The sequence below is a fragment of the Bradyrhizobium sp. Ken51 genome (genome assembly GCF_055807435.1).
In genome coordinates, this window is the sequence record NZ_JBVVPB010000010.1 from 208,971 (window position 1) to 234,639 (window position 25,669).

The following is a 25,669-nucleotide window of genomic DNA, read 5'->3' on the forward strand; positions in this document are numbered from 1 at the left end:
TCTGCTGGTACGCCCCCTCATCCCCTAAGAAATCGCCTCAGTGCTTGTTGTGGCCAAAGGCATTGCCGTGGCCATTGCTGCCGTTGCCGCCGCCATTGCCGTTGCCGTTGTTGCCCCTGCCGTTACCGGTGGCGCCGGCGTTGCCATTACCGTTGCCATTGCCGGAATTGCCGTTACCGGAGTTGCCGTTGCTGGAGTTGCCGTTGCCGGAGTTGCCGTTGCCGCCAGCGTTTCCGTTGGCGGCCGCTGCGGCGATCGCGGCGCCTGGATTTGACGAACTGCTGCTGCCAGCCGTTACGGCACCACTTGTCGTCACCGCAGTCTGGACGGTGCTGTTGGATGCCGTCGTGCTCGCTTTAGAGTTACTCCAGACTGTCTCGGTGCTGGCATGCGCGTTGCGCACCTGCCCGGGAGCAACGCCCCCGTGAGCGAGCCCGCGCGTGACCTTGTGGACGTTCAGCTTGACCTCGCCGAGCGAGCTCGAGATGCGCACGACGCCGGGCTTTGCAGCACCGCCCTTGGGCGCGTGAGCTCCGGCCGCCTGATGCGATTGCTTGGGCGTGGCGGCCGCCTTGGTGCCCTTGTCAATCGGACCGAGCGCATGGATCGCATGGCCGTTCGCTGCGTTCCGCGGGGCGGCCAGGCCCGATTTCGGCACGGGGACGCGCTCGATGCTCGAGGCGCGCGGCTTGCCGTGCTCGATCGGATTGAACGTTCCGGAGCCGCTCAAAGAGAGGCCTGGCTTGCCATGCTCGAACACGGTGGCGGCCTGCCCGGGCAGGACCTGGGCGATCTGCCCGGTCTTGAAGTCGGAGACCTCGACCTGGCCGCGGAGCACGCCGACCCTGGTGCTGCCCGCATTCACGGTGACGCTGAACTGCGTTCCCTTGACGACGGCGGCGAGATAGGGCGTCTCGACCTCGAAATGCTTGACGTTGCGCTTCTCGACCTCGAGCAGGATCGAGCCTGCCTGCTGGATGATGGTGGTCGAGAGACCGTCCTTTTTCTCGGTCGGCAGGCCGACCACCGAGTTGGGAGAGATCAGGATCGTTTCCTCGCCGCGGACGAGCAGCACGCGTCCGTTACGTCCGGTGCGAATGGTGTCGCCGGGCTTGAGTGCCTCCTGCTGGTTCAACGAAAACTGCTGCGCGCCGCTGGTGGCGACCCAGACCTCGCCGGTGGCCTTGCCGACCGACCAGACGCCGTCGTCCGCGGCGAATGCGGCGGAAGCCGTTCCCAGGATCAGCGCAGCCACGAAGGCGCACTGCATTCCAATCTTGTTCAGCATGACGATCCTCAGTCCGCGTTACAGCCAGTCCTGAGGGGTATCCGAAATCACTCAACATAGGATTAGCGGGTAGCGGCCAGCGGAGTGGTCGCGTTAACGGTTCATTGACCATAAAAAACTATGAAAAATCATGGGGCTAACGAACTCTTACCGCATGAGGGGCACATCTCCGTCAAACTACGGGGGCAGCCGCGTCGCGCGCGTTGAGAAGCGGCATCTCGTTACCACAATCGTGCTGTTGGCACCGTTTTTCGCCGGAGTTCCTCAGGCTTTCTCACAACAGGCGAACCAGGCGGGCTTCGATCCGCGCCAACCAGAAAAATATTTCGAAAACCAAACCGAGCGGGAATCGCTGAGCCGTCCTCCGGTCAGGCTACCAACAGTCGACCAGCCCAACACCGGCGGCGATACCAAGCCTCAGTTCGTGCTGCGCGGCATCAACGTCAGCGGAGCCCGCGCCGTTTCCCCCGATCGGATCGCCGCGGTCTACCAGCCCTATGTCGGCAAGAAGGTTTCGCAGGCGGATCTCGCCGCAATCGCCGGCGCGATCAGCGATCTCTACCGCGCCGATGGTTTCCACCTGAGCCGTGCGATCGTGCCGCCGCAGGATATTGCCGACGGTCTGCTCCGGATCCGGGTGGTCGAAGGCGCCATCGTGCAGGCCGAGCTGAAAGGCGACGGCGCCGAGCAGTTCGGCGTGAGACCGATGCTTGGGCCGGTTCTGGCCGAGCAACCGTCGCGCTTGGCAACGCTGGAACGCCAGCTCTTTCTCATCAACGGCAGACCTGGCGTCCGGATCACCGATACCGCACTCGAGGAGATCGGCGGTGCATCCGGCCGCTTCCGCCTCATCGTCTATTTGAAGACCTGGCACGTCTTCTCCTCATTCGGTCTGGACAATCTCGGCTCATCATCAGTCGGTCCGTGGCAGACCTACGCGACCGGCGCGTTCAACTCCTATCTCACGCCCGGCGACACGCTGGCCGTCAACCTGTCGACCATCGCCAACGACCCCCGCCAGCTCGGCTTCGCACGGCTGTCCTACGATGCACCCGTCGGCGTCGACGGCGTGCGTCTCGGCGGGTCCGTCCTGTACAGCGCGGTCAGGCCGGGCGATGCCCGCCGCCTCGACAGCGACATCACCACGACCGAGGCGTTCGAGCTGCGTGCCAGCATCGTCCCATTGCAGTCGCAATTGTCCTCGCTGACCCTGACTACGGCGATGACCTTCAGCAATGTGTCCGAGCATGACCTTTACGGCCCCTGGTACAACGACCACATTAGGACCGCGAGCTTGACCGCCGATTACCGGCTCCAGGATCATTTGGGCGGCACCAATTTCGCGACATTGACCTACCGCCAGGGCCTCGACATCTTCGGTGCCTCGCATTTCAACGACGACCTGTTGTCGCGCGATGGCGCGTCATCGAACTTTTCAGTGCTGAACCTCTGGTTCACGCGCTACCAGACACTCAACGACGTCTGGTCGCTCAAGCTCTCCGCTGCGAGCCAGACGGCGTCACGGCCGCTGTTCACCTCGCAGCAATTCTATCTCGGCGGCGCTGCCTTCGGCCGCGGCTATGGCGCAGCAGAGATCAGCGGGGACAACGGTCTTGCCGGCTCGCTCGAACTGCGCTTCGACCAAAAGCTCAATTTCCGCTACTGGACCGGCTATCAGCTCTATGCCTTCGGCGACGCCGGCGCCGTCTGGAACGACGGTTACCGCCTCAGCGACGGCCTGTCGCTGACCTCGGCCGGAGCCGGCGTGCGGTTCTTCCTGCCGGACGATTTCCAGGCCGATCTCGGCGTGGCCGTCCCCCTGAGCTACCGGGCGCCCGACAACGAGCGCCGCAGCCCGCGCTTCCTGTTTACCCTGTCAAGCGCGTTGCGACTGTGCTCGGAACGCGGCAAGGGCGGTTGTCTGTAACCCCCCTTGTGCTTCGCGCTGTGGCCCCCGACATGCGGCCCTTTTTGGGGCGTGGCTCACAGACTTACCTAAATTTAATCCGGTAACCTGCTCACGATCGCTCGATCCGGGATTTCCCAATGGCCATGTTCAGTCAAAAGTGATTTGAGACGGAACCATGAAAAGGGTGTTTGCAGTTCTGGCGTTCCTCTGCGTCCTCGGCGTCGGCCAGTATTTCGTCGTCAGCCGGTTCGCGATCCGCCATGAGGTTCTGACCCTGTTCGACGCCGCGCGCCAGCGGCCGATCGCGGTCGAAATCGCTGTACGGCGCGATTACGAGACCAAGGCCAATCTCGGCCTCTGGAAGCTCCCGCTCGCCATCATCAGCAACGGCAATACCGTCAAGGCCACCGAATATTCCTTCCTCGCCAACGTGCTCGCCGCACGCGGTTATCTCGTCGCCAGCATCCAGCAGGATCTGCCGAGCGATCCGCCGCTGATGACCAAGGCAGGCCAGCAATATGTCGGCCGGCGCGAGGTCTATATCCGCTGCGAGGCCAACATCCTCTTCACCTTGGGCGAGTTGAAGCGGCGGCAAGAGAACGCCGACTACGACCACATCACGCTCGTCGGGCATTCCAACGGTGGCGACGTTTCGATGTATGTCGCCCATCAGCACCCGGAGCTGGTGTCGAAAGTGATCACGCTCGACAATCTGCGGGTGCCTTTCGTGCTTAGCGACAACATGAAGATCCTGTCGTTCCGCTCGAAGGATCCGCATTTCGTAACAGATCCCGGCGTGCTGCCGACGCCGGAAGAGGCCAAAGCGCGCGGCATCGACATTATCCACACTGGCGCACAGCATACCGAGATGAGCGATCGCGGTCCCGATGCCGTCAAGGAGAAAATCCAGGCAACACTCGACCGCTTCCTGCGCGACAGCGCCAGCAGCGCGCTCGCCCCGGCCGATACACGAAGCCCGATGATCATGAACCCCGGCGACTATTAGTCCGGCCCCTTTGCGGCAGATCAAGGCTGCCGCGAGCCGGCCACGATACAAAGGGCCTCGCCATCTCGGAGAGGCACGTGTCGCACTCCATCGAAAGCCTTGATACGAAAAGACTCGATACGACAAGCTTTGTCCTGCCCGCGGGAAGGACGCCGAGATTCGCCCGGCATCTCTATCGTTCGGCCCGAAAGCTGCTGCGGTCGATCATCGCCCGCATCGACCTCTCGCAGTTTCCGGGTTCGTGTTGCGGATGAGGACGGCGTCGCGATCCAACAACACACAGGGTTCCCCATGCACCGGCATTTAAGACGAATTTGCCTGCTGGTTGCAGTGGCCTCGAGCATGGGCACGTCGTCCGCTCTCGCCGCCGATGCAGATCACGGCGCCGACCTTGCGAGGCGCTGGTGCGCCAGCTGCCATGTCGTGGCGAACGGCCAGACCCAGGCGAGCGCCGACGTCCCCTCTTTCGCATCGGTTGCGCGCAGGCCCGACTTCAGTTCGGAAAGGCTCGCCTTTTTCTTGCTAGATCCGCACCCGAAGATGCCGAATTTCCCCTTGAGCCGGACTGAAGCCGGCGACATCGCGGCCTACATCGCATCGCTGCGTTAGCAGAGCGGCCGAGCGGTCGAGACACTTGCGACAAATGCAAATCCCTGCCGGAGAACCGACAGGGATCGGCAGAAGGATGATGGGCTGTGAATGAGGTCCATTCGCCGGCCCATCATGGACCGGTACCCGTAGCGACGTGCGGATATCCACGCGGCGCAGGTCCAATCTGTGGACGCGCCGTAAACACACCGACAGTCAGGACTTGCCCTTCCCCGGCTGCATGAGGCTGCCGGTCATCTGCCGCATGTGGTCCCCGGCACTGGTGAACTGGCTGCGCAGGAAATCCGATTGGATTCGCATCGCCTCCTGAAGGTCGGTGGCATGGACGAGCTTGCGAGCATGCTCAAACGCCGACTTCATGTTCTGCTCGGTGAAAGCGAGCGCCTGCTTCGACACGTCCGCCCCCGCGCCCGGAACGGTGGTCATCGATTTGGTGGCGGCTTCGAAAAACATTCCGAATGCCTTTTCCGCCTGGTCAATCGTCTTCTCGGCCAAGTCGCGCAGTTCGGCCGGAACTTCGAGCTTCGGTTCGATCATGGTCGCACTCCTCCCGTTTTCTGAACTGAATACCACACTTGCCGGATCGCCTGCCAGCGTCCAGCCGGGGGAAGACATGCCCGGCGGCCGACTCTGGCAGGCAAACGAGGGGCAAGGCGTAAGGCCGGCGCGCAGGCCGGCTCAGGACAGGGGGTGTTCGGGAAGGGTTTCTTCGGTGGCTAGGTCTTCGACGAGCTTGATGACCTCGAAACGCTGCCGGGGCGCGAGCTTCAAAAACGCACGCAGCAGGCGCAGGCTTTCGACAGTGCCGCTTGCAGGCGCGCCGAGCTTGAGGTGCAGCTCAGCTGCGAAATTGAGGTTCTTCATCTCGCACCTATGACAAGCATCGAACTTCGTGATCCAACATCGAGGTCCCGACTAAGAACCGAACGCCACAACCGGATGCCATAATCGGATGTTATGGCGATGGCGCACTTTCGGCCGGGGGAGCCCGGTGGGTTCGCACGCCGAGCTACGTGTGCAAGCGGGCACACCTGAACAGGTTGCAATTATGTCAAGAAACAACTCATCCGGCAAGCCTAACGGTTGGCGCAGCGATGCTTCGTCTGCATCGCGCCACGGCAATTCCGGATAACAGGAATATAGGCCGCCGTCACCCACCTGCGTCAAGAAGCGTCATCGATCAGGCATACAGTCTCGATCGCCGTCAATCGACGCTGCGTTTCGTCTTCTTTCGGATGTGAATGGACATTGGTGAACGCGAAATTGCGCTTCATCAGCGTATACACGTAATTGTTGAGTCCGGCATCGGCGGTTGTATCGTCGACGAAATAAACGTCGATTTCGCGCCATGGATCGGCAACCACGGCGCGGCCGCATTTGTTTCTGGCCGTGAACCGTTTTCGAGGAGCAAACGACAAAGCGATGGCGAAACAGTCACGCAGATTACGGGCGCCATGGCCGATGCATTGATCGATTCCGGCGCCCCAGCACCAAAGGACGACGGCATGCTTTCCCGCTGCGATCTCATCAAGGGCGCCGCAGTCGCGCTTCTCACCTTCTCGATACAAGGCGCATGGGCGCAGGAGACCAGGATGAACCTGTTCAAGATCGTCACCATCAAGGACGAAATCGTCGTCGGATTGTCGACAGAGGAGCTTCAGGCGCTCGGCGGCAACGATGCCAGCGCCGTTGCACATGCTCTGGCACAGAAGGGCGATCTCACCGTCTGGCAATACAACGTGCATCGCGGTCCGAACGGCGAATTACAGCAAGCGCCGACCGCCAGAATAGGGCTTTTGGCCAACGCCTCGCTGCGCGTGGAGCCCTATACCACGACCTACCAGATCCTCCCGCATCCCTAAGCAGCAGACCGGCGCTCCCGCGGCCGCGGTCGCGGGGAGCGCCATTGTCATCTGCCTTGCCCTGCACGCCGTGTCCCCGTTTCCGTCGCAAAGCCATAGATCAGCGCCAGACGATCCAGGCATTCACGAAAACGTCGGGCAAAATAGTCGGTCCAGCGCTGCGTACGGACGGCGCGACGCTGGCCGATCTCGTCCATGGTCAGGCCCAGCACCAACACGTCGTGCACTAGCGCGGCGCCGTCGGTGCCGAGTTCGCGCTCGACCCGGTTCAGCCGCAGCACCGCCTGGCGCTGGCTCTCGGTGACCGGCTCGCGCGTGCGAGCGCCATCAACATATTCGCGGGTTGCGTCGATTGCCTGAAGGCCTCGCTCGGCCCTCTCCCAATCGTTCTGGAAGGCGCGCCCGCCGCGATATTGCGCCTCGTCGATCTGACGGTGCGCGTGCAGCCGGCCGAGCGGATCGCTGCGGATCGACCGCACGGCCATGATCTTTTCGCCGGGGTCGAGCGCCAGCGGATTGTCCACCTCGACTTCCGCCACCTCCGCATTGAACGGTATCTCGCGTGAGCGTCGGTCGTAGACACTCGCCAATTTGTAGGATCTGTTGCGTCGGACACGTGCCACTCGGATACTCCTTGCGAAATTGACGATTGAACGGGCGGTCGTGGGATCAGGCGGCGGAGACCAGCCTCAGCACGACGGGGCCGGCGACGCGCGCGGAGCCAGCTCCGGCGCGACGCGTCAGGCGCGCATGCGGCGTGCAATAGCTCGAGCCCGGCTCACGCGGATGGCCGCAGAAGGTAATCTCCTCCCCGTCCTTGTCGCCGCCATAGGGATAGCGACAGTCCTCGCTGGCGAGTTTGACCAACGGGACCAGGCGCGGCTGGACGCCGACGCAGCGCAATTTGACCGGCGCGGCAGGCTTCATCGCGGATTTCGGCGGCAGATTCAGTAACGCGGGACGGTGCGGGAGGAAACAGGCTCCAGACGGTAGCACCGGCACGATCGACGGGCTCGTCGTCCGCACCGGCGCGATCAGCCCGAGCCGCTTGGCGCGGCCGACCACCGCGTTGCGCGTGTAAGCCGTTCCAAACCTTGCGTTAATCTGTCTTCCGATCTCCGCATAAGACATTCCCTTGAGAAAATAGTCGCGAAGCGCGTCGGAGTGCTCCGACGGCCAATGGCCCGGTTCCATGCTGCTGTCCTGTGATGCGCCTCCTCCGATCGCACGATCGCGAGGCGGAGCTAACATTCCGGTATTCCGAAGCCCAAGTCAAGCGATAATTCTGATATTCATAATTGCATCAATTCCGAATTTCGGATTACAAGAGGCGGAACGACGGACAATCGAGGGAATCACATGTTGGACGCGGCAATGATCGAACGGGGCTTGGAAAAGACGGGCAAGAGCAAGGGCGGTCTGGCGGCTGCCATGGGCGTTCGCCCCGGCGCTGTCTCGGAGATCCTGGGCGGCGAACGCCTGGTGAAGGCTTCGGAAATCATTCCGATCATGGAATATCTCGAGCTCAATCTCGCGCCGATCATGGGCCGCGTCGGGGCCGGTGCCGTGATCGAGCCGGATTATGAGCAGGTTCCCCCCGAAGGCCTTGGCGACATCGCGTTGCCCTTTCCGATCATGGAGGAGACCATCGCATTCGAGATCGTGGGCGATTCGATGCTGCCCAAATACGAGAGCGGCGACGTAATCGTGGTCTACAAGGACCAGCGCCATCCGCTGTCGAGCTTCTACGGCGAGGAGGCCGTGGTCCGGCTCAAGACCGGCGAGCGCTATCTGAAGACCATCGAGCGGGGCAAATCCCCCTCCGTCGTCAATCTCACCAGCTTCAATGCCAAGCAGATCGTCGGCGTGAAACTGGAGTGGGTCGGCGAGATCTGCCTGTCCATGCCCAAGGGCCAGCTGGAGCGGCTGCGCGCCAAGTCGGCGCGCCCTCGCAAGAGGAGCAAGTAGGCAGCAATTTCCGTTTTTTCGAAATTGACCTTGACTTGATTCCGTTTTTCGGAAATACTCCGCCGTGCCCGACCATGGGGCACGGCAGGATTCTTTCATGCAGTATTTCGTCGTGATGATCGACTATGGGCGCCGCGGCCGCGAGGCGGTCGTCGACCCTGAAATCACCAGGCGCGAGGTCATTTCCCGCGTCGCCTCAGGTGAATATCGGAACATCTCGTTCATCCAGGAGATCGTGGAGAATTCGGTTGAAGACGTGACCGAGACGATCCTCGCTGAGGCTGCCCTGCCCCGGATCCCGCCCGAAGAAGTCGACGTCCAGGCCGTGCGCCTCGATCACGCCCGCGATCTGCGCAAGCACGAGCGGACGTGACGCAGGCCCAAGCGACCCGCACCACGCCCCCGTCCGGAGTTCACACCGTGAGAACGGTCGATCCCGTGGTCTTGCGCCCAGCGAGATCGGCATGCGCCTTGGCCGCGTCCTTCAGTGGATAGGTCTGGTGCACCTCGATCTTGACCGCGCCGGACTTGACGACGTCGAACAGCTCGCCTGCCATCGCGACCAGGCTCTCACGCTTCGCGGCGTAGGTGAACAGCGTCGGCCGGGTGACGTAGAGCGAGCCCTTCTGCGCGAGCAAACCGAGATTGAGCGGCTCGACGGCGCCGGAGGACGCACCGAACAGCGCGGCGACGCCGAGCGGCGCGAGACAGTCGAGCGACTTCAGGAACGTATCCTTGCCGACGGAATCGTAGACCACCGGCACCTTCTTGCCGCCTGTGATCTCGTCCACGCGCTTCACGAAATCCTCGCGGCTGTAGATGATGACATGGTCGCAGCCGTGCGCCTTGGCGAGCTTGGCCTTCTCGTCGTTGCTGACGGTGCCGATCACGGTCGCGCCGAGATGCTTGGCCCACTGGGAGAGAATCAGGCCGACGCCACCGGCGGCCGCATGGAGCAGGATGGTGTCGCCGGCCTTCACGCGATAGGTCTGCCGGATCAGATATTGCGTGGTGAGCCCCTTCAGCATCATCGCCGCCGCGGTCTTGTCATCGATACCGTCCGGCAGCTTCAGCAGTCGGTCGGCCGGGATCAGCCGCGCCTCGGAATAGGCCCCGAGCGGCGAGGCGCCGTAGGCGACGCGATCGCCCGGTTTCAGATCGGTGACACCCGCCCCGACCTCCTCGACGACGCCAGCAGCCTCGCTACCGAGCCCGCTCGGCAGTTGTGCCGGGTAAAGGCCCGAACGGTTGTAGATGTCGACGAAGTTGAGACCCACGGCGGTATGGCGGATTCGTGCCTCGCCCGGTCCGGGCTTGCCGACACTGACCTCCTCCCAGACCAGCACTTCCGGACCACCAGTCTTGTGAAAGCGAATGGCATGCGTCATGGGCGTTGCTCCCTTATCGTTGAGGTCAAAATCCGAATACCGGATCGGGCTTTCCAGATAGGTATTTGGTCCCCCCGTCACAGTACAGAGACGTAACAAGAATGTCACAGCGAACGACAAACCTCAGCCGTTCCGCCTCTGTTCGAAAGAGTTGATGTCGGCCTTGCGCCTGCCGGCAGTAGCCTTGGCGCGGGTATGGAGGTCGTCTGCGAAGGAGAGCCGAGATGCCAGCTTATGTACAGCATCATCAGGATATCGAAATCGCGCCTGTGATTTGCCCTGCATGCATGGGGTTCCTTCCAATGTATGTGCGCGAGGTCGAACCGCATTGGAGTCTTGCCAAGATCGACTTCGTCTACGAATGCGCCGATTGCGGCGCCGAGGTCAGACAGACGATCCGCAAGCCGGAGTTGCTGCGGCACTGATCGCGCGGCCGGTGGCCACCCGATTATTTGCGCTGAGCGGAAAAAACGCCCACTCGCGCGGGTCTGGCCTCTCCCAAACGAGGCTTGTTCTTTGCCGTGAACGCAGGCAGAACAAGCCTCAAACAAGACCTTTGGGAGCGCCTTTTCGTGGCTGAACAGAAGCCTTCGACAGCGATCGAGGCAGTGGAGAGCGGCCTCGCCGCGCAAGGCTACATCGCGAGCCGGCAGATCGCGACCGCCGTCTATTTATCGCAGCAGATCGAGAAACCGATCCTGGTCGAAGGCCCGGCGGGCGTCGGCAAGACCGAGCTTGCCAAGGCGATCGCGGCCTGGCGCGGCCTGAAGATGATCCGCCTGCAGTGCTACGAAGGCCTCGACGAGGCCAAGGCGCTCTATGAATGGAAATACGCCAAGCAGCTTCTCTACACGCAGATCCTCAAGGACAAGCTCGGCGAAGTCCTTGGCGGCGCGCAGACTTTGCACGCTGCACTTAATCAACTCCACGATTTCGGTGACGTGTTCTTCTCCAAGGAGTTCGTCGAGCCGCGGCCGCTGCTGCAAGCGCTGGAGCAGCCGGGCGGCTGCGTGCTCCTGATCGACGAGATCGACAAGTCGGATGCGGAATTCGAGTCGTTGCTGCTGGAAATTCTCTCCGATTTCCAGGTCACGATCCCAGAACTCGGCACCGTCTCCGCGATCACGCCGCCAACTGTGATCCTCACCTCCAACAGCGAGCGCGATCTCGGCGACGCCCTGAAGCGGCGCTGCCTGCATCTGCACATCGGCTTCCCCGAGCAGCGGCTCGAGGAGCGCATCGTCGAGAGCCGCGTCCCCAACATTTCGCAGACGCTGCGGCGGCAGATGGTCGGTTTCATCCACGAAATCCGCTCGCTCGACCTGAAGAAGCTGCCTTCGGTCAGCGAGACCATCGACTGGGCGCGCGTGCTGGTGCTCTTGCAGGCCTCGGAGCTCGACACCGAGATCGTCAAGGACACGCTCAACGTGCTCCTGAAATACGAGGCCGACATCGAGGCGGCTCAGCCTCAGATCACGACCTTCATTGCCAAGGCAGCACGATCTAACGTCTTCGGTTGACGCCGATGCGCGAGAATATTCATCGTTTCTTCCGTGCGGCACGGGGCGCCGGCGTCCATGTCTCGCCTGCCGAAAGCATCGACGCGATGCGCGCGGTCGCGCAGGTCGGCGTTTCCGACCGGACCATCCTGCGCGATGCGCTCCTTCTGACGCTCGCCAAGTCGCAGGACGAAAAGCTCGCGCTGGGTGACTGTTTCGATCTGTTCTTCAGTCAGCCCGAGCCGCGGCAGGAACAATCTGAAGCCAACAGCAACGATGTTTCGGAGGACGCGGATCAATCTCCGTCGTCCGGCGAGGCCAGCGATGCGAGCGGCGGTTCGCCTCCCGCAGAATTGGGCCCCCTCGCGCAAATGCTGCTGTCGCAGGATCGCAACGCGATCAGCGCCGCGATCGCCAGCGCCTCAGGTGCGGCCTCGCTGTCCGACATCCGCTACTCCACCCAGCGCGGCATCTTTTCCAGCCGCATCCTCGACGCCATGGGGCTCCAGCGACTACGCGACGATCTCGACGAGCTGACCGCGACCAACCCGGCGCTGGCCGAGCGGCTTCGCGCCGCGCTCGATGCCTTGCGCGAAGCCGTTCGCGACACCGTCGCGCAGGGGCTTGCGCTCTATGCCCGCGAGGAGGCCGAAAACCTCCGCAATGAGATTCTGCGCAACGCGCCGCTTGCCCGCATCGAGCGGCGCCATGTCGCGGAAATGCGCGCCCTCATCCGCCAGATCGCGCGACGCCTGCGCGAGCGCTATTCGAAACCACGCAAGCGCCAACGGCGCGGTCATCTCGACGTCCGCCGCACGCTGCGCCGCAACGCCGCCTGGGGCGGCATCCCCTTTCTCACGGCGTGGAAGCGCAAGCATCGCGACCGGCCGAAGATCGTGGCGCTCTGCGACGTCTCCGGCTCGGTCGCGCAGGTCTCGGATTTCTTCCTGCTCCTGATCCACTCGCTGCACGAGGTGGTCGACGACGTCCATTCCTTCGCCTTCTCCTCGCATCTGATCGAAGTCAGCGACATCCTGGAATCGAAACCACCGGAAGAGGCGATGGCCGAGATCATGTCCAAGGTCGGCTTCGGCTCCTCCGACTACGGCTCGTCGCTGGCCGATTTCGAGAAGGAGTTCATGAGCGCGCTGACGCCGCAGACCACGGTGATCGTGCTGGGCGATGCCCGCAGCAACAATCTCGATCCGCGCGCCGACATCCTGCGCCGCATCTCCGAGCGTTCGAAGCGGCTGGTCTGGCTCAATCCCGAAGGACGTCTCGCCTGGGGCTTTGGCGATTCCGAGATGCCGCGCTATGCGACCTTCTGCAGCGTGGTGCGTCAGTGCTCCACCGCGCAGCAGCTTGAGCGCGCGGTGTCCGATATCGTGGCGACTTATCAGTAGGCCCTACCCACAGCCGGCGTCAGTTTCGCGCCAGCTCCGCGTGAGCCACATTGCACTCCCGGAAATGATAGGCGATCTCGTCAAGCGCGCGCTGCTCCCATTCTTGAGCTTGCGCAAGCCAGAAAACCCGGCGCTGGAAATCAAGCGCGGCGCGCTCCCGGCACAGAGATTCTTGACTGCGAATTTCGACCAGCCTGTTCATGCACTCCACTCCTGGCGTGTGAAGCCATTCCGCGCGATCAGCGTAACAGAATCTCGAACCCTTCGTCTCATGATTTCTGTGCATATTGCGACGCGGAATGAGACAGCAGCGCTGCCCGTGCAGCGCGGTAGTTCGCGGACCAGCATCAAACGCACATCATCAATATGTGATCGAGGCCCGGGACTATAATCATGATCGAGCGATCTTAACTCTTGTGACGCAATGGCATGCAGCAATTTGTGAAGAGAAGTTCTAAACGCCTCACCGAATTCCCGACTCATTGTCGTCGCACGGTCTTCATGCAGCGCCTCTAACAGAGGCGCACGAACGGCACCACGGCTTGAGGCAACAATGAGCAACGACATCGACTTCGATCTTACGCCGGACCAATGGGAGGTTCTGAAGGCGCTTCGCAACCCGGTGTCGAACGGTCGTCTTGCGAAGGCCTATCTCATCGAGAGCCTCGTCAAGCTTGGTCTTGTCGTCGTCAGCGACGGCGTGCCGGTCATGACGCCGAATGGACGCAAGGTGCTGGTACGCGGATCGTGTCGGCTGCTGGATCTCGCGGCGTGACGCGCCACCCGCGTGCGGAACGACCGCAAAATCGCCCGTCCACGTGACCGACGGCACCTCGAACGGCCCCCGGGGCCGGTGCGGGTGTCCGGTCGCACCGCAAAAGCGACCAAATAGACCTCCGCCTCAGCGAAACCGCGACAATCTGGCACGCTAGTTGCTCCTTTCGACGATCGAGACGTCGTCAAAACGGGGGAGTCACCATGTCGACCATTGCCGCGGCCCCGGCCGCCGAGCGAAAACCGCTCTACACATCGCTGTTCGTCCAGGTCCTCGCCGCGTTGATCCTCGGCATCATCCTCGGCGTGGCCGTCCCGGATTTTGCCATTTCCCTCAAGATTCTCAGCGACGCCTTCCTGAAGCTGATTTCGATGATCGTGGCGCCGATCGTGTTCTGCGTCGTAGTGCACGGCATTGCCGGCGCGGGCGACCTCAAGAAGGTCGGACGGGTCGGTGTCAAAGCGTTGATTTATTTCGAGGTGATGACCACAGTCGCGCTCGTGGTAGGTCTCATCCTCGCCTACACTTTCGGCCCCGGCCACGGCATGAACATCGACCCCTCGACGCTCGATGCCAAGGCGCTCAATACCTACGCCGACAACGCCCACAAGCTGCAGGGCGGCGGCATCGGCTCCTTCCTCCTCAACGTGATCCCGAGCACCTCGTTCGACGCCTTATCGCGCAACGACGTGCTCCAGGTCTTATTTTTCGCCGTGCTGTTCGGCGTGGGTCTCGCGCTGGTCGGCGGTGAGAAAGGCAAGCTCGTCACGTCGATGATCGATGCCGCCTCGACCGTGCTGTTCCGCGTCATGGGGCTTATTGTTCGCGTTGCTCCACTCGGCGTGCTCGGCGCAGTCGCCTACACCGTCGGCAAATACGGGGTCGGCTCGCTCAAGCAGCTGGTCTCACTGGTGGCGCTGTTCTACGTCTCGGTCGGCATCTTCGTGTTGGGCGTGCTCGGCGGCGTGATGGCGCTCGCCGGCATCAGCATCCTCAAATTCCTCGCCTACCTGCGCGAGGAATTGACCATCGTGCTCGCGACCGCCTCGTCCGACGCCGTACTGCCGCAGATCATGAAGAAGCTGGAGCGGATGGGCGTGAAGGATTCCGTCGTCGGCCTCGTGATCCCGACCGGATATTCCTTCAACCTCGACGCCTTCTCGATCTACCTCACGCTCGCAGTCGTCTTCATCGCGCAGGCAACCAACACGCCGCTGTCCTTCGGCGACCTCCTGCTCGTGCTCGGCGTCTCCCTGATCACCTCGAAGGGCGCGCATGGCGTGCCGGGCTCCGCGATCGTGATTCTGGCGGCGACGCTGAACGCGGTGCCGAGCATCCCAGCGATCGGCCTCGTGCTGGTCTTGTCGGTCGACTGGTTCATCGGCATGGCTCGCGCGGTCGGCAACCTCACCGGCAACTGCGTTGCGACCGTGGTGGTGGCCGCCTGGGAAGGCGACCTCGACCGCGCCAAGGCGGCCAAGGTCCTCGACGGCGGCGAGCTTGTGGACGTGACGGCGGGATAACCCCTCCGCTCAGTCATTCCACTGGAGGAGCGGCGTTCCGTGCGCCCTCCTCCAGACGGAGAGGAAACGCGGAAACCAGGAGTGGGCCACGGCGCCCTTGTAGGCCCAGGTGCGATATTTCAGGCCCTGTTCCGAGATCAGTTCCTGATAGCCGCCGTGGACTTCGGTCGCGGTGCGAATGTCCTTCAATATTCCTTGCGCGCAGGCGCGGTAGGTATCGCTCCCCGAGAATTCGTCATAGTCCAGCATGCGATCCGCGAACTCGACGTTGAACGTCGGCCAGGAAGAACGCCCCTGGTAGGCGGGAGCCGCGATCTTGTGGATCATCTTGTTCCGCGGATTATCCGCGGACACCAGGAAGTGGAATGTGCCGGGGATGCGAAAGCGTGGCTCCCCAATGATCAGATCCGCCGTGGCCGCGAACAGCGCGCGCTCGGCCGGCTCGCTCATATCCCAGAAGCCCAGATGCACGCTGACGAAATCCAGCGCGACCGAGAACACCGGCGAGCCCGTGGGGCCGTCCAGGGAATGCCTGATATAGCCACCCTTGCCGAACAGGCCGAGCAGGTCCCTCTTGTACTGCGCCAGGTCGCGTCCGAGCAGCCGCTTCAGCTCGTTCTCGTCGACGATTCCGAGCTGCACGCCCCACACGAACGTCGTGTAGACGCAGGCATTGGTGACGAAACGCCTGCGCTCGGCGCGCGTGTCGGTTGCCGCGGAGCGCGGAGCACTGGCATCGCACAGCAAACGCCTCGTGTCGCCCTCATTGAACGGCTCTAGCTCGCTTGCGAGCTGGAGGATCGCGCGCTTCAGATCACCGCCATATTCGGCCAGCAGCAGGCGACCGGCATGCGCGCATTGCGACATCGCCAGGAAGGATGACGCTCTCTCCTCGGCAGAGATCATCTGCTGCAGGCCGGCCAGAATGCCGAGCAGCGTATCCGAGGGGCGCGAGAAATAGTTCACGCCGAGATACCGAAAGCGCCCCGCCGGGACGATGGTCGTCGTGACGACATTGGCGCGAACCGCTTCCAGCAGCAGGCGGACGCTCTTTTCGAGCAGACGAGCCCGCCGCACCGCATCCTGCGAATCCATGATGGTGTCGGGGTCGAGGACGTCGGGATAGAACCAGGCGAAGTCGCGCGGATAGTACGCAGAGGCGTGCGGCGCGCCGGTGACGAGGAAGGACTCGGTTACCGAAAAGGCGCTGTCCATCGAGTGCCGGTAGAGGTCCTCCATGGCCGTGAGCGGATGATGTGACTGCCTCAGGAGTCGATCACCGAGAAAATTCACAGCCTGAATCGCGTTGGCGACGAAGGTCGCCGCCACACCCTGGTAAAACCGGTTTTCGCGATGGGATGGAAAAGAGATGCCGCTGTTCATAGGCGCCGTCGAATGGTGTCTCGTGGTTCGGCGGGAGGCCGTCGCGGCTCTAGACCTGTCTGATTCGTGTCTCTATCCCGTGACTTGCGGGTCAGTTTAGCCTTCCCGCGGCCGAAAATTCTCGATCAGCCGCAGCAACACCCGCGCGCCGGCGTCGGCATCGGCGAGTTCGACATGCTCGTCCGGATGATGGCTGATGCCGCCGCGGCAGCGGACGAAGATCATGCCAACATCGGCAATGTCGATCATGGCCATGCCGTCATGCCCGGCCCCGCTCGGCAGCTCGAACACGGGGAAATCTTCCGCTTGAATTGCCTGCGCGATCTGGTCCTTCAGCCAGGGCGCGCAAGGCGCGGTGCGGTTCTCGTGGGTGACGTCAAGCTGGAGCGTCAATTGACGACGCTTTGCGATGGCTTCGATCTGCCTGACGACATCGGCAACCGCGCGCTTGCGGTGCATGTCGGTCGGTGCCCGCATGTCGATGGTGAACGACACCTGGCCCGGGATGACATTGGTCGCGCCGGGCCTCGCCTGGATGTAGCCGACGGTGCCGACCAGCCCATCCTCGTCGGTGCGGCAAAACTGCTCGATTGCGCCGATGCATTCGGCCGCGCCCGCCAACGCATCGCGCCGGAGCGCCATGGGCACCGTGCCCGCGTGCCCCGCCATGCCGGTCAGCCGCGCGGCAAGCCGTGTCGCGCCCGCGATCGCGGTGACCACGCCGACGGGCAGGTTTTGCGCTTCCAGCACAGGACCTTGCTCGATATGCAGCTCGAGATAGGCAAGCAGCTCGCGCCGGGCCCGCGCGGCCGCGCCGATATGATCGGGGTCGAGCCCGAACTGCACCAGCGCATCGCGCATGGACACGCCATCGCGGTCACGTGTGTTGAGGACGCTCTCGTCAAAGGTGCCGGCCACCGCGCGGCTGCCGAGCAAGGTCGAGGCAAAGCGCACCCCTTCCTCGTCCGCAAAACCGACGATTTCGATCGCGAACGGGAGGCGCTTGCCGCGGCGGTTGAGATCGGCGACGCAGGCGATCGCCGTGATCACGCCCAACGGCCCGTCCCATTTGCCGGCATGGCGCACGGTGTCGTAGTGCGAGCCGAGCATCAGGCAAGGCGCGCCCGGCCCCTCCCCTTCGTAACGCCCACAGACGTTGCCGATCGCGTCGAGACGCGCACTCATGCCGGCGTCGCGCATCCAGCTCAGGATGAGGTCCGCAGCCTTGCGCAGCTCGCTGGTCAGAAAGATGCGGGTGAGCTTGTCGCCTTCTTCCGAGATCGCCGCGAGCTCATTGATCCCTCGCACGATCTCTTCGCCGAGCGATCCATTCTGAACGGCGTTACCAGCAGCCATCTCGGCGAGCTTTCCATCTCTTGGGACCGCAGGGACGGCAATCCGGGCGATAATCGATTCAAGTTCGGTGCCAGCGAAACACGCTGAAGCCACCGTTCCAATCAGCGCGTGGTTAGCATGAATGCGGGTCGCCGGCAGACCACCCGCCCTCGTCATGCACACGTCCGCGCTGGTTAAGACTGCTTAACTCCATTGCATACAATTACAAAATACTGCCTACAATTTCATCTGCTGATTTCCTGGTCAGGATCAGAACTCGCAAAATACATTCTTATTTTCAATGCGTTATTTGGAAGTGCTCTCTCGGCAACCTCTGGCACGAAGCTTGCGACAATCCATCCCGGGCTCCGCCAGACCGGCGCAGCGCGAGATGAGGCGGTGCATCCGCCAAGGGGAGCAAGCAATGGAATTTGGCAGGATCTCACGACGTCATTTGTTGCAGGGTGGTGCGGCCCTCACCCTCGGCGCGGCGACCGGCGCCCGCCCGTCCTTCGCGGCCGAGACGACCATTGGCTTCATCTATGTCGGCTCGCGCGACGACTATGGCTACAACCAGGCGCATGCGCAGGGCGCCGCGGCGCTGAAGAAGATTCCCGGCCTCAAGGTCGTGGAAGAAGAGAAGGTGCCAGAGACCGACGCGGTCGAGAAGACGATCGAGTCCATGATCAATCTCGACGGCGCCACCCTGCTCTTCCCGACCTCGTTCGGTTACTACAATCCGCACATGGTCAAGATGGCCAAGAAATTCCCGAAGCTGCACTTCGAGCACTGCGGCGGCCTCTGGAGCGACAAGGACCCCAAGAACGCTGGCAGCTATTTCGGCTATATCGATGAAGCCCAATACATCTCGGGCATCGTCGCCGGCTATAGCTCCAAGAGCGGCAAGCTCGGCTTCGTCGCGGCAAAACCGATCCCGCAGGTGCTGCGCAACATCAACGCATTCGCACTCGGCGCGAGGCTTGCCAATCCCAAGGCCACCACGCAGGTCATCTTCACCGGCGACTGGTCGATGCCGGTCAAGGAAGCCGAGGCGACCAACAGCCTGATCGACCAGGGCGTCGACGTGCTGACCTGTCACGTCGACGGCCCGAAGACCATGGTCGAGAACGCCGCGCGTCGGGGCGCCATGGTGTGCGGCTATCACGTCAACCAGTCGCCCCTCGCGCCGAAGGCGTATCTCACGGGAGCCGAGTGGAACTGGGAAGCGCTGTACCCCAAGTTCGTCAAGATGATCGCCGCCGGCGAGAGCATTCCGAATTTCTATCGCGGCGGCCTCAAGGAAGAGATCGTCAAGACCTCACCCTATGGCGAAGCAGTTTCCGCCGAGGCGCGCAAGCACGCCGACGACGTCAAAGCCAAGTTCTTGTCCGGTGACGGCTACGCCATCTTCAAGGGAGGGCTGGTCGACAACAAGGGCAAGACGGTGATCGCGGCCGGCACCGATCGCGGCCAGAAGGATCCCGAGCTCGAGAAGATGGACTATCTTGTGGAGGGCGTGGTCGGGGCGACTTCGTGACGACGGAAGCTGCGGATCCCGTTGAAGCGGTCGGGACGGTTGCCCCGGCAGCCGACGCGGGATTCCTGCAACGTCACGGCGGAGCGATCGAATATGTCCTGATCCCGGGCGTGGCGCTGGTCGGCGCGCTCGGGGTTTTCGGCATCTTCGTCGCAATGTTCGGCAAGAGCCCGCTCGACCTTTATTTCTACATGTACTACGGCGCGTTCGGCACCTGGTTCTCGTGGCAGAACACGCTGACGCGCGCGGCGCCGCTGATCCTCACCGCACTCTGCACGGCGCTGCCCGCGCAGCTCGGCATGGTCATCATCGGCGGCGAAGGCGCACTCCTGATCGGCGCGCTGTCGGCAACCAGCGCGGCGTTGTTGCTTCAGGGCATGCCGCCGCTCATCGTGCAAATCGCCATGGTCATCGCCGGCGTGATCGGCGGCGGCCTGTGGGTCATGCTTTCGGGCGCGCTGCGGCAATATCGCGGCGTCAACGAGACGATCTCGAGCCTGCTGCTCGTCTACATCGCGCTCGCTGTCCTCAACCATCTCGTCGAAGGCGCGATGCGCGACCCCGCCAGCCTCAACAAGCCGTCGACCCGCGAGATCGGCGCCGCCAACATGTTCGGATCGATTCCCGGCACCGACGTGCATTGGGGTCTCGTGTTCGGTCTGATCGCCGCGATCGCCGCCTATATCCTGATCTATCATACCGTGTTTGGCTTCGCCGCGCGCGTTGCCGGCGGCAACATCCGCGCTGCGAAGATCGTCGGCCTCAATGTCAGCAAGCTGATCCTGACCGTTTGCTTCCTCGCAGGCGGCGCCGCCGGCCTTGCCGGCATGGTCGAGGTCGCCGCCGTGCAGGGGCGCACCAATGCCAACCTCGCCGCGGGCTACGGCTTTACCGGGATACTCGTCGCCTTCCTCGCGCGGCACAATCCGCTCGCCATTATCCCCGTCGCGATCCTGCTCGGTGGTATCAGCGCCAGCGGGGGGCTGTTGCAGCGCCGCCTCGGATTGCCGGATGCATCCGTGCTGGTGCTGCAAGGCATCATCTTTGTCTTCGTGCTGGCGAGCGATGCGCTCTACGGCCGCATCGGGTTTCTGAAGGGAAAGTCCTGAGATGGCAGACGGCTCGATCGGACTCTGGACCGTCCCGCTCGCCGTGCTCGGCGGCGCCATTCGCGTCTCGACGCCGTTCCTGTTCGTGAGCCTCGGCGAATGCATCACCGAGCGCTCCGGCCGCATCAATCTCGGCCTCGAAGGCACGCTGGTGATGGGCGCGATGAGCGCCTACGGCATTTCCTACCTCACGGGATCGCCGTGGCTGGGCGTGCTCGCCGCTGGCATCACCGGCGCGCTTCTAGGCGCCCTGCATGCCGGCATCTGCTCGTTGCCGCGCGTCAACGACATTGCGGTCGGCATCGCCTTGATGCTGTTCGGCACCGGGCTTGCGTTCTATCTCGGCAAGCCGCTGATCGAGCCGACAGCACCGCGGCTGCCCGCGATCGATTTCGGCTGGTGGAGCGACATTCCGCAGGTGCGCGCGGCACTACGGGTCAACGTGCTCTTCCTGATCGGCGTCGCACTCGCGCCAATTCTCTACTGGGCCTTCCGGACTACGCGCTGGGGCCTCCTGATCCGCACGGCCGGCGAGAGTTCGGATGCCGCGCGTGCGATGGGCCACTCCGTGCTGCTGATCCGCCTGCGCGCGACCATGGTCGGCGGCTTCCTCGCCGGCATCGGCGGTTCATTCCTGTCGCTGTTCTATCCCGGAAGCTGGAACGAGGGCCTGTCATCGGGCCAGGGAATCACGGCCGTGGCGCTCGTGATCTTCGCGCGCTGGGATCCCTTGCTGTGCCTGTGGGCCTCGCTCGCCTTCGGCGGCGCCGCGGCGCTGGGCCCGGCGCTGCAATCGGTCGGCGTCACCTCCGGCTACCACCTCTTCAACGCCGCACCCTACATCCTGACCCTGGCGATCATGATCATCACCTGCTCGCCGAAGCGCACGCTGACCGGAGCCCCGGCCGAATTGTCGATCACCCGCTAGGAAGCGAATCATGCCCGAGCGCACCATCAAGTCCGAGCCCTATGCCTGGCCCTACAACGGCGACCTCCGTCCCGAGAATACCGCGCTCATCATCATCGACATGCAGACCGATTTTTGCGGCGTCGGCGGCTATGTCGACAAGATGGGCTATGACCTGTCCCTAACGCGGGCGCCGATCGAGCCGATCAAAAAACTGCTGACGGCCATGCGGAGCCAAGGCTTTCACATCATCCACACCCGCGAGGGCCACCGTCCCGATCTCTCGGATTTGCCCGCCAACAAACGCTGGCGTTCGCGGCAGATCGGCGCCGGCATCGGCGATCCCGGCCCGTGCGGTCGCATCCTGGTGCGCGGCGAGCCCGGGTGGGACATCATCCCGGAGCTCGCACCGCAGCCCGGCGAACCCATCATCGACAAGCCCGGCAAGGGCTCGTTCTGCGCCACCGATCTGGAGCTGATCCTGCGCGTCCGCGGCATCGAGAACGTCGTGCTCACAGGCATCACCACCGACGTCTGCGTTCACACCACCATGCGGGAGGCCAACGACCGCGGCTTCGAATGCGTACTGCTGCACGATTGCTGCGGTGCGACCGACAAGAGCAACCACGAGCACGCGCTGAAGATGATCAAGATGCAGGGCGGCGTGTTTGGCGCGGTCTCGACCTCCGACGCTTTCATCGGAGCGATTTCGTGATCGTCGGCGAAACGCCGCCGCCATCGGGCGCCTTCGGCGTCGATGCTATCGCCATGACCATGCGCTTCGGTGATTTCCTGGCGCTGGACAATGTCGCGCTGAAAGTGCGGCCGGGTTCGTTCCATGCGCTGCTGGGCGAGAACGGCGCCGGCAAGTCGACCCTCGTCAAATGCATCATGGGCTACTATCACGCCACCGAAGGCGACATTCTGGTCGGCGGGCGCGAGCAGGCGATCGGCAATCCGAAGGACGCCCACGCGCTCGGCCTCGGCATGGTCTACCAGCACTTTACGCTAGTGCCGGCGATGACAGTCGCCGAGAATCTGGTGCTGGCCCGCGATGACGTGCCGGCCATGGTGAATTGGTCCCGCGAGATGAAGGACCTCGAGGCCTTTCTCGCGCGGATGCCATTCAAGGTGCCGCTCAGCGCAAAGGTCTCCGACATCTCCGCAGGCGAGCGCCAGAAGTGCGAGATCCTCAAGCAACTCTACCTGAAGCGCCGCTTCCTGATCCTGGACGAACCGACATCAGTGCTGACGCCGGCGGAAGCCGACGAGGTGCTCGGCATGCTCCGTGACATGGTCGTCAAGGGCGAGCTGACCATCCTGATGATCACGCACAAGTTCCGCGAGGTCATGGCCTTCGCCGACGACGTCACGATCCTGCGTCGCGGCAAGCTCGCCGGCGCCGGCAAGGTTTCCGAACTGACGCCGGACGCGATGGCGCGCACCATGATCGGCGCCGAGGAGCTGACGGTACAGCCGCCGCGCACCGGAGAGGCCGGCAAGGCGAGGCTGGAGCTGGCGAAGATGCGCGCGCTCGACGACGCCGGCGCTATCGCCGTGCATGACGTCTCCCTCACGGTTCGTGCCGGCGAGATCGTCGGCATCGCCGGCGTCTCCGGCAACGGCCAGCGCCAGCTCGTCGAGGTGCTGGCCGGGCAGCGCGAAGCTGAAAGTGGCGAGATTCGCGTCGCCGGCGCCCCCTATCACGCCAGCCGCGAGGAGATGCGGCGGCACAATATGTCACTCCTGCCGGAGGAGCCGCTGAAGAACGCTTGTGTCGGCGGCATGAGCGTCGCCGACAACATCGCCTTCCGCGAGTTCGACCGCGCGCCCTTTGCAAGCCTCGGCTGGTGGCTCAACCGCGGCGCCTTCCGCGTCGACGCCAGGAAGAAGATCGCCCAGTACAAGATCAAGACCCGCACGCCCGACACGCCGATCTCGGCGCTGTCGGGCGGCAACGTCCAGCGCGCCGTGCTGGCCCGCGAGCTCGGCGGCGGCGTCGAGGTGCTGATCGCGGCCAATCCCTGTTTCGGGCTCGATTTCGCCGCGGTGGCGCAAATCCATGCCGAGATCATGGCAGCACGCAACCGCGGCGCCGCAGTGCTGCTGGTCAGCGAGGACCTCGACGAACTCCTTGAACTCTCCGATCGGCTGGTGGTGATGTTCCACGGCGAATTCGTGTATGAAGCACGGACCAGCGAAGCCGATCTCACCGTGGTCGGCCGGCATATGGCGGGGCATTGACCAGGGGGGAGCGATGAGCGGCGGGTCCGAGCGCGACGAGCACTTCCTCCGCCTCTCCTTCGCGGTCGCCCGCCGTTCCCTCACCCACGGCAACCATCCCTTCGGCTGCATCGTCGTCGATGCCGAAGGCAAGGTCCTGATCGAAGCCGAGAACGGCTACATGCCGGATCACGACGGCACCGCGCATGCCGAGCGCCTCGCCGCGACTCAGGCCTGCCGCACGCTCGGCCGCGAGGTTCTGGCGAAGGCCACGCTCTATTCCTCCGCCGAGCCTTGCGCGATGTGCGCGGGCGCGATCTACTGGGCCGGCATCGGCCGTGTCGTCTATGGCCTCAGCGAGCACCGCCTGCGCGACATCACCGGCGATCATCCGGAGAACCCGACGCTCAACCTGCCCTGTCGCGAGGTCTTTACCAGGGGCCAGCGGCCGACAGACGTTGCGGGGCCGCTGCTCGAAGACGAGGCCGAAGCGCTGCACGACGGCGTGTGGACGAAGTAGGTGGCCTCCGCCCCGCGCTCACCGAAGGGCCGCCTGAAGGTACCCAGCCCATCCCACAAACGAAGATGACGCCGCGGAGGTTTGACGCGGCGTCATCGTCATTCACCTGAAGAATGTCAGGTGGTTAGAACTTCACAGTGATACCCGAGTAGAGCGAGGACTCGGTGCAGGATCCGGTGCTCACCTTCGTACCACCGACGAAAGTGGTGCACGCAAAGGCATTGTTGTGATCGAGGCCGAACTTGTTCTGCCAGTAGCGATAGGCGACCCAGACGTCCACGAAGTGCGAGTACTTCTCACCCCAAATCGCCTTCGAGGCATCGAGGGTCAGGCGGATCGGCTCGGAATTGAACTCGACCTTGGTCGGGTAGACGTTGTTGGCAACGCTGGCGGGAAGCGGCTCGGTGTCTGTGCCCTTCTTGCCGTACCACGCCGCGCGGCCGCTGATCGAGAAATACTGCATGTTCTGCGGCAGGAAGCCGAGGTCCATATAGTAGTTGGTTTCGATCGCCCAGGTCGGCTTGAACGACGTGTTGCCGTCGGCAATACACGGCGCGGACCAACCGGCGCCGCACTGCGAGAAGGAGTTGTGGTTGGCGAACTCCCAGTACACCAGCGGCGCGACGTTGAAGTAGCCCTTGTAGGGAAGATCGAAGGCAAACTGCAGACCGGCGACAACGTCGCGCTTGGCGGCGCCGAAATACCGGTTCTCCGTGTTGGCATCCATGCCAACCTCGAACGAGATGTTATGCAGCGGCCCCTGGGTGAAGGCCTTGGTGTTGAAGATCTCGTTCCAGCCGAAGGTCGAGCGGAACAGGCCATAGATTTCTGTCGCGCCGGCACAGCTCGTCGGCGTCGCTGCGAAGCCCGCAGCCGGCGAAACGACCACGCCTGTGGCGGTACAGGGGCCGGCCGGATCGTTGTGGTCCGACTTGAACATCGAGATGGTGAAGAAGTTGGTGCCGTAGGTCCAGGCATCGAAGTGGGTGAACGAGTAGACCTGCTTCGTCGTCTTGGCGTTGATCACGCCGTTGGTGTTGGTGAACGCACCGGGCTGCGACGCATTGAAGATATAGGAGAAGGTGACGCGGTCGTCGATCACCAGGAAGAACGGAAGGTCCGCCGCCTTCTTGGCAGCCTTGACCGGCAAGTCGGCTGCCTGAGCCAGGCCACCGGTAGCGAGCGTAGCAAGTGACAGCGCCGCCGCCGCAATTGCCTTCATACGAAACGACATCCGAATACCCCCAAGTTTGGACACGTAAAAATGAACGTCCCTTGGGTGCGACACTTGCGCCGATCTCCAGGAGTGAGAAGCCTCAACTTGTTTCAAGGCATGCCGCTTGTTTGCACAGAGCACTGCGCTTCACCGGCGGATTCGGAAGGCCAACCTCACCACCACGCGGTCAGGCGAGAGCGGCCACTGCC

Annotated in this window: 27 protein-coding genes; 17 read left to right on the forward strand and 10 right to left on the reverse strand. The window is 63.2% G+C overall.

Annotated elements, in window-relative coordinates; translation table 11 throughout:
• Window positions 1-37 precede the first annotated feature (37 nt).
• Entirely contained in the window at window positions 38-1,288 is a 1,251-nt protein-coding gene (locus AC0L27_RS19155; RefSeq protein ID WP_473320013.1) for a FecR family protein, read from the reverse strand.
• Between the two features lie 130 nt (window positions 1,289-1,418).
• Here AC0L27_RS19155 and AC0L27_RS19160 point away from each other — a divergent pair, with 130 nt between their 5' ends.
• The 3 genes from AC0L27_RS19160 to AC0L27_RS19170 all read left to right on the forward strand — a co-directional run bounded on the left by AC0L27_RS19160 (window position 1,419) and on the right by AC0L27_RS19170 (window position 4,812).
• Complete coding sequence (locus AC0L27_RS19160) at window positions 1,419-3,215, forward strand: ShlB/FhaC/HecB family hemolysin secretion/activation protein (RefSeq protein WP_473320014.1); 1,797 nt, start codon at window positions 1,419-1,421, stop codon at window positions 3,213-3,215.
• A 157-nt stretch (window positions 3,216-3,372) separates the two neighbouring features.
• On the forward strand, window positions 3,373-4,203 hold the full coding sequence (locus tag AC0L27_RS19165; RefSeq protein WP_085384826.1) for an alpha/beta fold hydrolase: 831 nt from the start codon (window positions 3,373-3,375) through the stop codon (window positions 4,201-4,203).
• A gap of 291 nt (window positions 4,204-4,494) precedes the next feature.
• Window positions 4,495-4,812, forward strand: a complete 318-nt coding sequence (locus tag AC0L27_RS19170) for a c-type cytochrome (RefSeq protein WP_275169764.1) — start codon at window positions 4,495-4,497, stop codon at window positions 4,810-4,812.
• Between the two features lie 195 nt (window positions 4,813-5,007).
• On the opposite strand, the gene AC0L27_RS19175 is transcribed toward AC0L27_RS19170, so the two are convergent.
• Together AC0L27_RS19175 and AC0L27_RS19180 are read right to left on the reverse strand one after the other, a co-directional pair.
• Window positions 5,008-5,349 (reverse strand): phasin, encoded by a 342-nt coding sequence (locus tag AC0L27_RS19175; protein WP_007601491.1) that lies wholly within the window; start codon window positions 5,347-5,349, stop codon window positions 5,008-5,010.
• A gap of 141 nt (window positions 5,350-5,490) precedes the next feature.
• Window positions 5,491-5,676, reverse strand: a complete 186-nt coding sequence (locus tag AC0L27_RS19180) for a hypothetical protein (RefSeq protein ID WP_007612798.1) — start codon at window positions 5,674-5,676, stop codon at window positions 5,491-5,493.
• Between the two features lie 641 nt (window positions 5,677-6,317).
• Here AC0L27_RS19180 and AC0L27_RS19185 point away from each other — a divergent pair.
• On the forward strand, window positions 6,318-6,674 hold the full coding sequence (locus AC0L27_RS19185; RefSeq protein ID WP_007612800.1) for a hypothetical protein: 357 nt from the start codon (window positions 6,318-6,320) through the stop codon (window positions 6,672-6,674).
• Between the two features lie 47 nt (window positions 6,675-6,721).
• Here AC0L27_RS19185 and AC0L27_RS19190 read toward each other — a convergent pair whose 3' ends face one another.
• Both AC0L27_RS19190 and AC0L27_RS19195 read right to left on the reverse strand, forming a co-directional pair.
• Complete coding sequence (locus AC0L27_RS19190) at window positions 6,722-7,297, reverse strand: hypothetical protein (protein ID WP_275169763.1); 576 nt, start codon at window positions 7,295-7,297, stop codon at window positions 6,722-6,724.
• A 46-nt stretch (window positions 7,298-7,343) separates the two neighbouring features.
• Window positions 7,344-7,868, reverse strand: a complete 525-nt coding sequence (locus AC0L27_RS19195) for a GcrA family cell cycle regulator (RefSeq protein WP_275169762.1) — start codon at window positions 7,866-7,868, stop codon at window positions 7,344-7,346.
• Window positions 7,869-8,033: 165 nt separating this feature from the next.
• Between AC0L27_RS19195 and AC0L27_RS19200 the strand changes: the two genes are divergently transcribed.
• Together AC0L27_RS19200 and AC0L27_RS19205 are read left to right on the forward strand one after the other, a co-directional pair.
• On the forward strand, window positions 8,034-8,642 hold the full coding sequence (locus AC0L27_RS19200) for a S24 family peptidase (RefSeq protein WP_007601486.1): 609 nt from the start codon (window positions 8,034-8,036) through the stop codon (window positions 8,640-8,642).
• Between the two features lie 97 nt (window positions 8,643-8,739).
• On the forward strand, window positions 8,740-9,015 hold the full coding sequence (locus tag AC0L27_RS19205) for a hypothetical protein (RefSeq protein WP_275169761.1): 276 nt from the start codon (window positions 8,740-8,742) through the stop codon (window positions 9,013-9,015).
• 40 nt (window positions 9,016-9,055) lie between these two features.
• On the opposite strand, the gene AC0L27_RS19210 is transcribed toward AC0L27_RS19205, so the two are convergent.
• Complete coding sequence (locus AC0L27_RS19210; protein ID WP_275169760.1) at window positions 9,056-10,030, reverse strand: quinone oxidoreductase family protein; 975 nt, start codon at window positions 10,028-10,030, stop codon at window positions 9,056-9,058.
• A gap of 224 nt (window positions 10,031-10,254) precedes the next feature.
• Here AC0L27_RS19210 and AC0L27_RS19215 point away from each other — a divergent pair, with 224 nt between their 5' ends.
• From AC0L27_RS19215 to AC0L27_RS19225, 3 genes are all read left to right on the forward strand, one after another.
• Window positions 10,255-10,455, forward strand: coding sequence for a hypothetical protein (locus tag AC0L27_RS19215; RefSeq protein WP_007612817.1), 201 nt, complete (start codon window positions 10,255-10,257; stop codon window positions 10,453-10,455).
• 147 nt (window positions 10,456-10,602) lie between these two features.
• Window positions 10,603-11,550 (forward strand): AAA family ATPase, encoded by a 948-nt coding sequence (locus tag AC0L27_RS19220; RefSeq protein ID WP_007601482.1) that lies wholly within the window; start codon window positions 10,603-10,605, stop codon window positions 11,548-11,550.
• A gap of 5 nt (window positions 11,551-11,555) precedes the next feature.
• Complete coding sequence (locus AC0L27_RS19225) at window positions 11,556-12,932, forward strand: vWA domain-containing protein (protein ID WP_275169759.1); 1,377 nt, start codon at window positions 11,556-11,558, stop codon at window positions 12,930-12,932.
• Window positions 12,933-12,951: 19 nt separating this feature from the next.
• Here the strand turns inward: AC0L27_RS19225 and AC0L27_RS19230 are convergent, their stop codons facing one another.
• On the reverse strand, window positions 12,952-13,134 hold the full coding sequence (locus tag AC0L27_RS19230) for a hypothetical protein (RefSeq protein ID WP_275169758.1): 183 nt from the start codon (window positions 13,132-13,134) through the stop codon (window positions 12,952-12,954).
• 351 nt (window positions 13,135-13,485) lie between these two features.
• On the opposite strand from AC0L27_RS19230, the gene AC0L27_RS19235 reads away from it, so the two are divergent.
• Both AC0L27_RS19235 and AC0L27_RS19240 read left to right on the forward strand, forming a co-directional pair.
• Entirely contained in the window at window positions 13,486-13,707 is a 222-nt protein-coding gene (locus AC0L27_RS19235) for a helix-turn-helix domain-containing protein (RefSeq protein ID WP_275169757.1), read from the forward strand.
• A gap of 203 nt (window positions 13,708-13,910) precedes the next feature.
• Complete coding sequence (locus AC0L27_RS19240) at window positions 13,911-15,230, forward strand: dicarboxylate/amino acid:cation symporter (protein WP_275169756.1); 1,320 nt, start codon at window positions 13,911-13,913, stop codon at window positions 15,228-15,230.
• A gap of 9 nt (window positions 15,231-15,239) precedes the next feature.
• Here the strand turns inward: AC0L27_RS19240 and AC0L27_RS19245 are convergent, their stop codons facing one another.
• Together AC0L27_RS19245 and AC0L27_RS19250 are read right to left on the reverse strand one after the other, a co-directional pair.
• Window positions 15,240-16,613, reverse strand: a complete 1,374-nt coding sequence (locus AC0L27_RS19245) for a hypothetical protein (RefSeq protein ID WP_473320018.1) — start codon at window positions 16,611-16,613, stop codon at window positions 15,240-15,242.
• A gap of 96 nt (window positions 16,614-16,709) precedes the next feature.
• A complete protein-coding gene (locus tag AC0L27_RS19250; protein WP_275169754.1) occupies window positions 16,710-17,969 on the reverse strand; it encodes an allantoate amidohydrolase in 1,260 nt (419 codons plus the stop codon).
• A 403-nt stretch (window positions 17,970-18,372) separates the two neighbouring features.
• Between AC0L27_RS19250 and AC0L27_RS19255 the strand changes: the two genes are divergently transcribed.
• From AC0L27_RS19255 to AC0L27_RS19280, 6 genes are read left to right on the forward strand one after another with little or no spacing between them, the layout of a single operon-like run.
• Complete coding sequence (locus AC0L27_RS19255; protein ID WP_275169753.1) at window positions 18,373-19,485, forward strand: BMP family ABC transporter substrate-binding protein; 1,113 nt, start codon at window positions 18,373-18,375, stop codon at window positions 19,483-19,485.
• Window positions 19,482-20,594, forward strand: a complete 1,113-nt coding sequence (locus AC0L27_RS19260; protein ID WP_275169752.1) for an ABC transporter permease — start codon at window positions 19,482-19,484, stop codon at window positions 20,592-20,594. Before AC0L27_RS19255 ends, AC0L27_RS19260 begins: the two co-directional genes overlap by 4 nt.
• A 1-nt stretch (window position 20,595) precedes the next feature.
• Window positions 20,596-21,522, forward strand: a complete 927-nt coding sequence (locus AC0L27_RS19265) for an ABC transporter permease (RefSeq protein WP_007601468.1) — start codon at window positions 20,596-20,598, stop codon at window positions 21,520-21,522.
• A gap of 10 nt (window positions 21,523-21,532) precedes the next feature.
• Entirely contained in the window at window positions 21,533-22,216 is a 684-nt protein-coding gene (biuH, locus tag AC0L27_RS19270) for a biuret amidohydrolase (protein ID WP_275169751.1), read from the forward strand.
• The gene (locus AC0L27_RS19275) at window positions 22,213-23,745 is read left to right on the forward strand and encodes an ABC transporter ATP-binding protein (protein ID WP_473320022.1); all 1,533 of its coding nucleotides are present in this window, start codon (window positions 22,213-22,215) and stop codon (window positions 23,743-23,745) included. Before biuH ends, AC0L27_RS19275 begins: the two co-directional genes overlap by 4 nt.
• 13 nt (window positions 23,746-23,758) lie before the next feature.
• On the forward strand, window positions 23,759-24,244 hold the full coding sequence (locus AC0L27_RS19280) for a nucleoside deaminase (RefSeq protein ID WP_275169749.1): 486 nt from the start codon (window positions 23,759-23,761) through the stop codon (window positions 24,242-24,244).
• A 124-nt stretch (window positions 24,245-24,368) separates the two neighbouring features.
• On the opposite strand, the gene AC0L27_RS19285 is transcribed toward AC0L27_RS19280, so the two are convergent.
• Window positions 24,369-25,478 carry a hypothetical protein gene (locus tag AC0L27_RS19285; RefSeq protein ID WP_275169747.1) on the reverse strand — a complete coding sequence of 370 codons (1,110 nt, stop codon included), beginning with the start codon at window positions 25,476-25,478 and terminating at the stop codon, window positions 24,369-24,371.
• Window positions 25,479-25,669 lie beyond the last annotated feature (191 nt).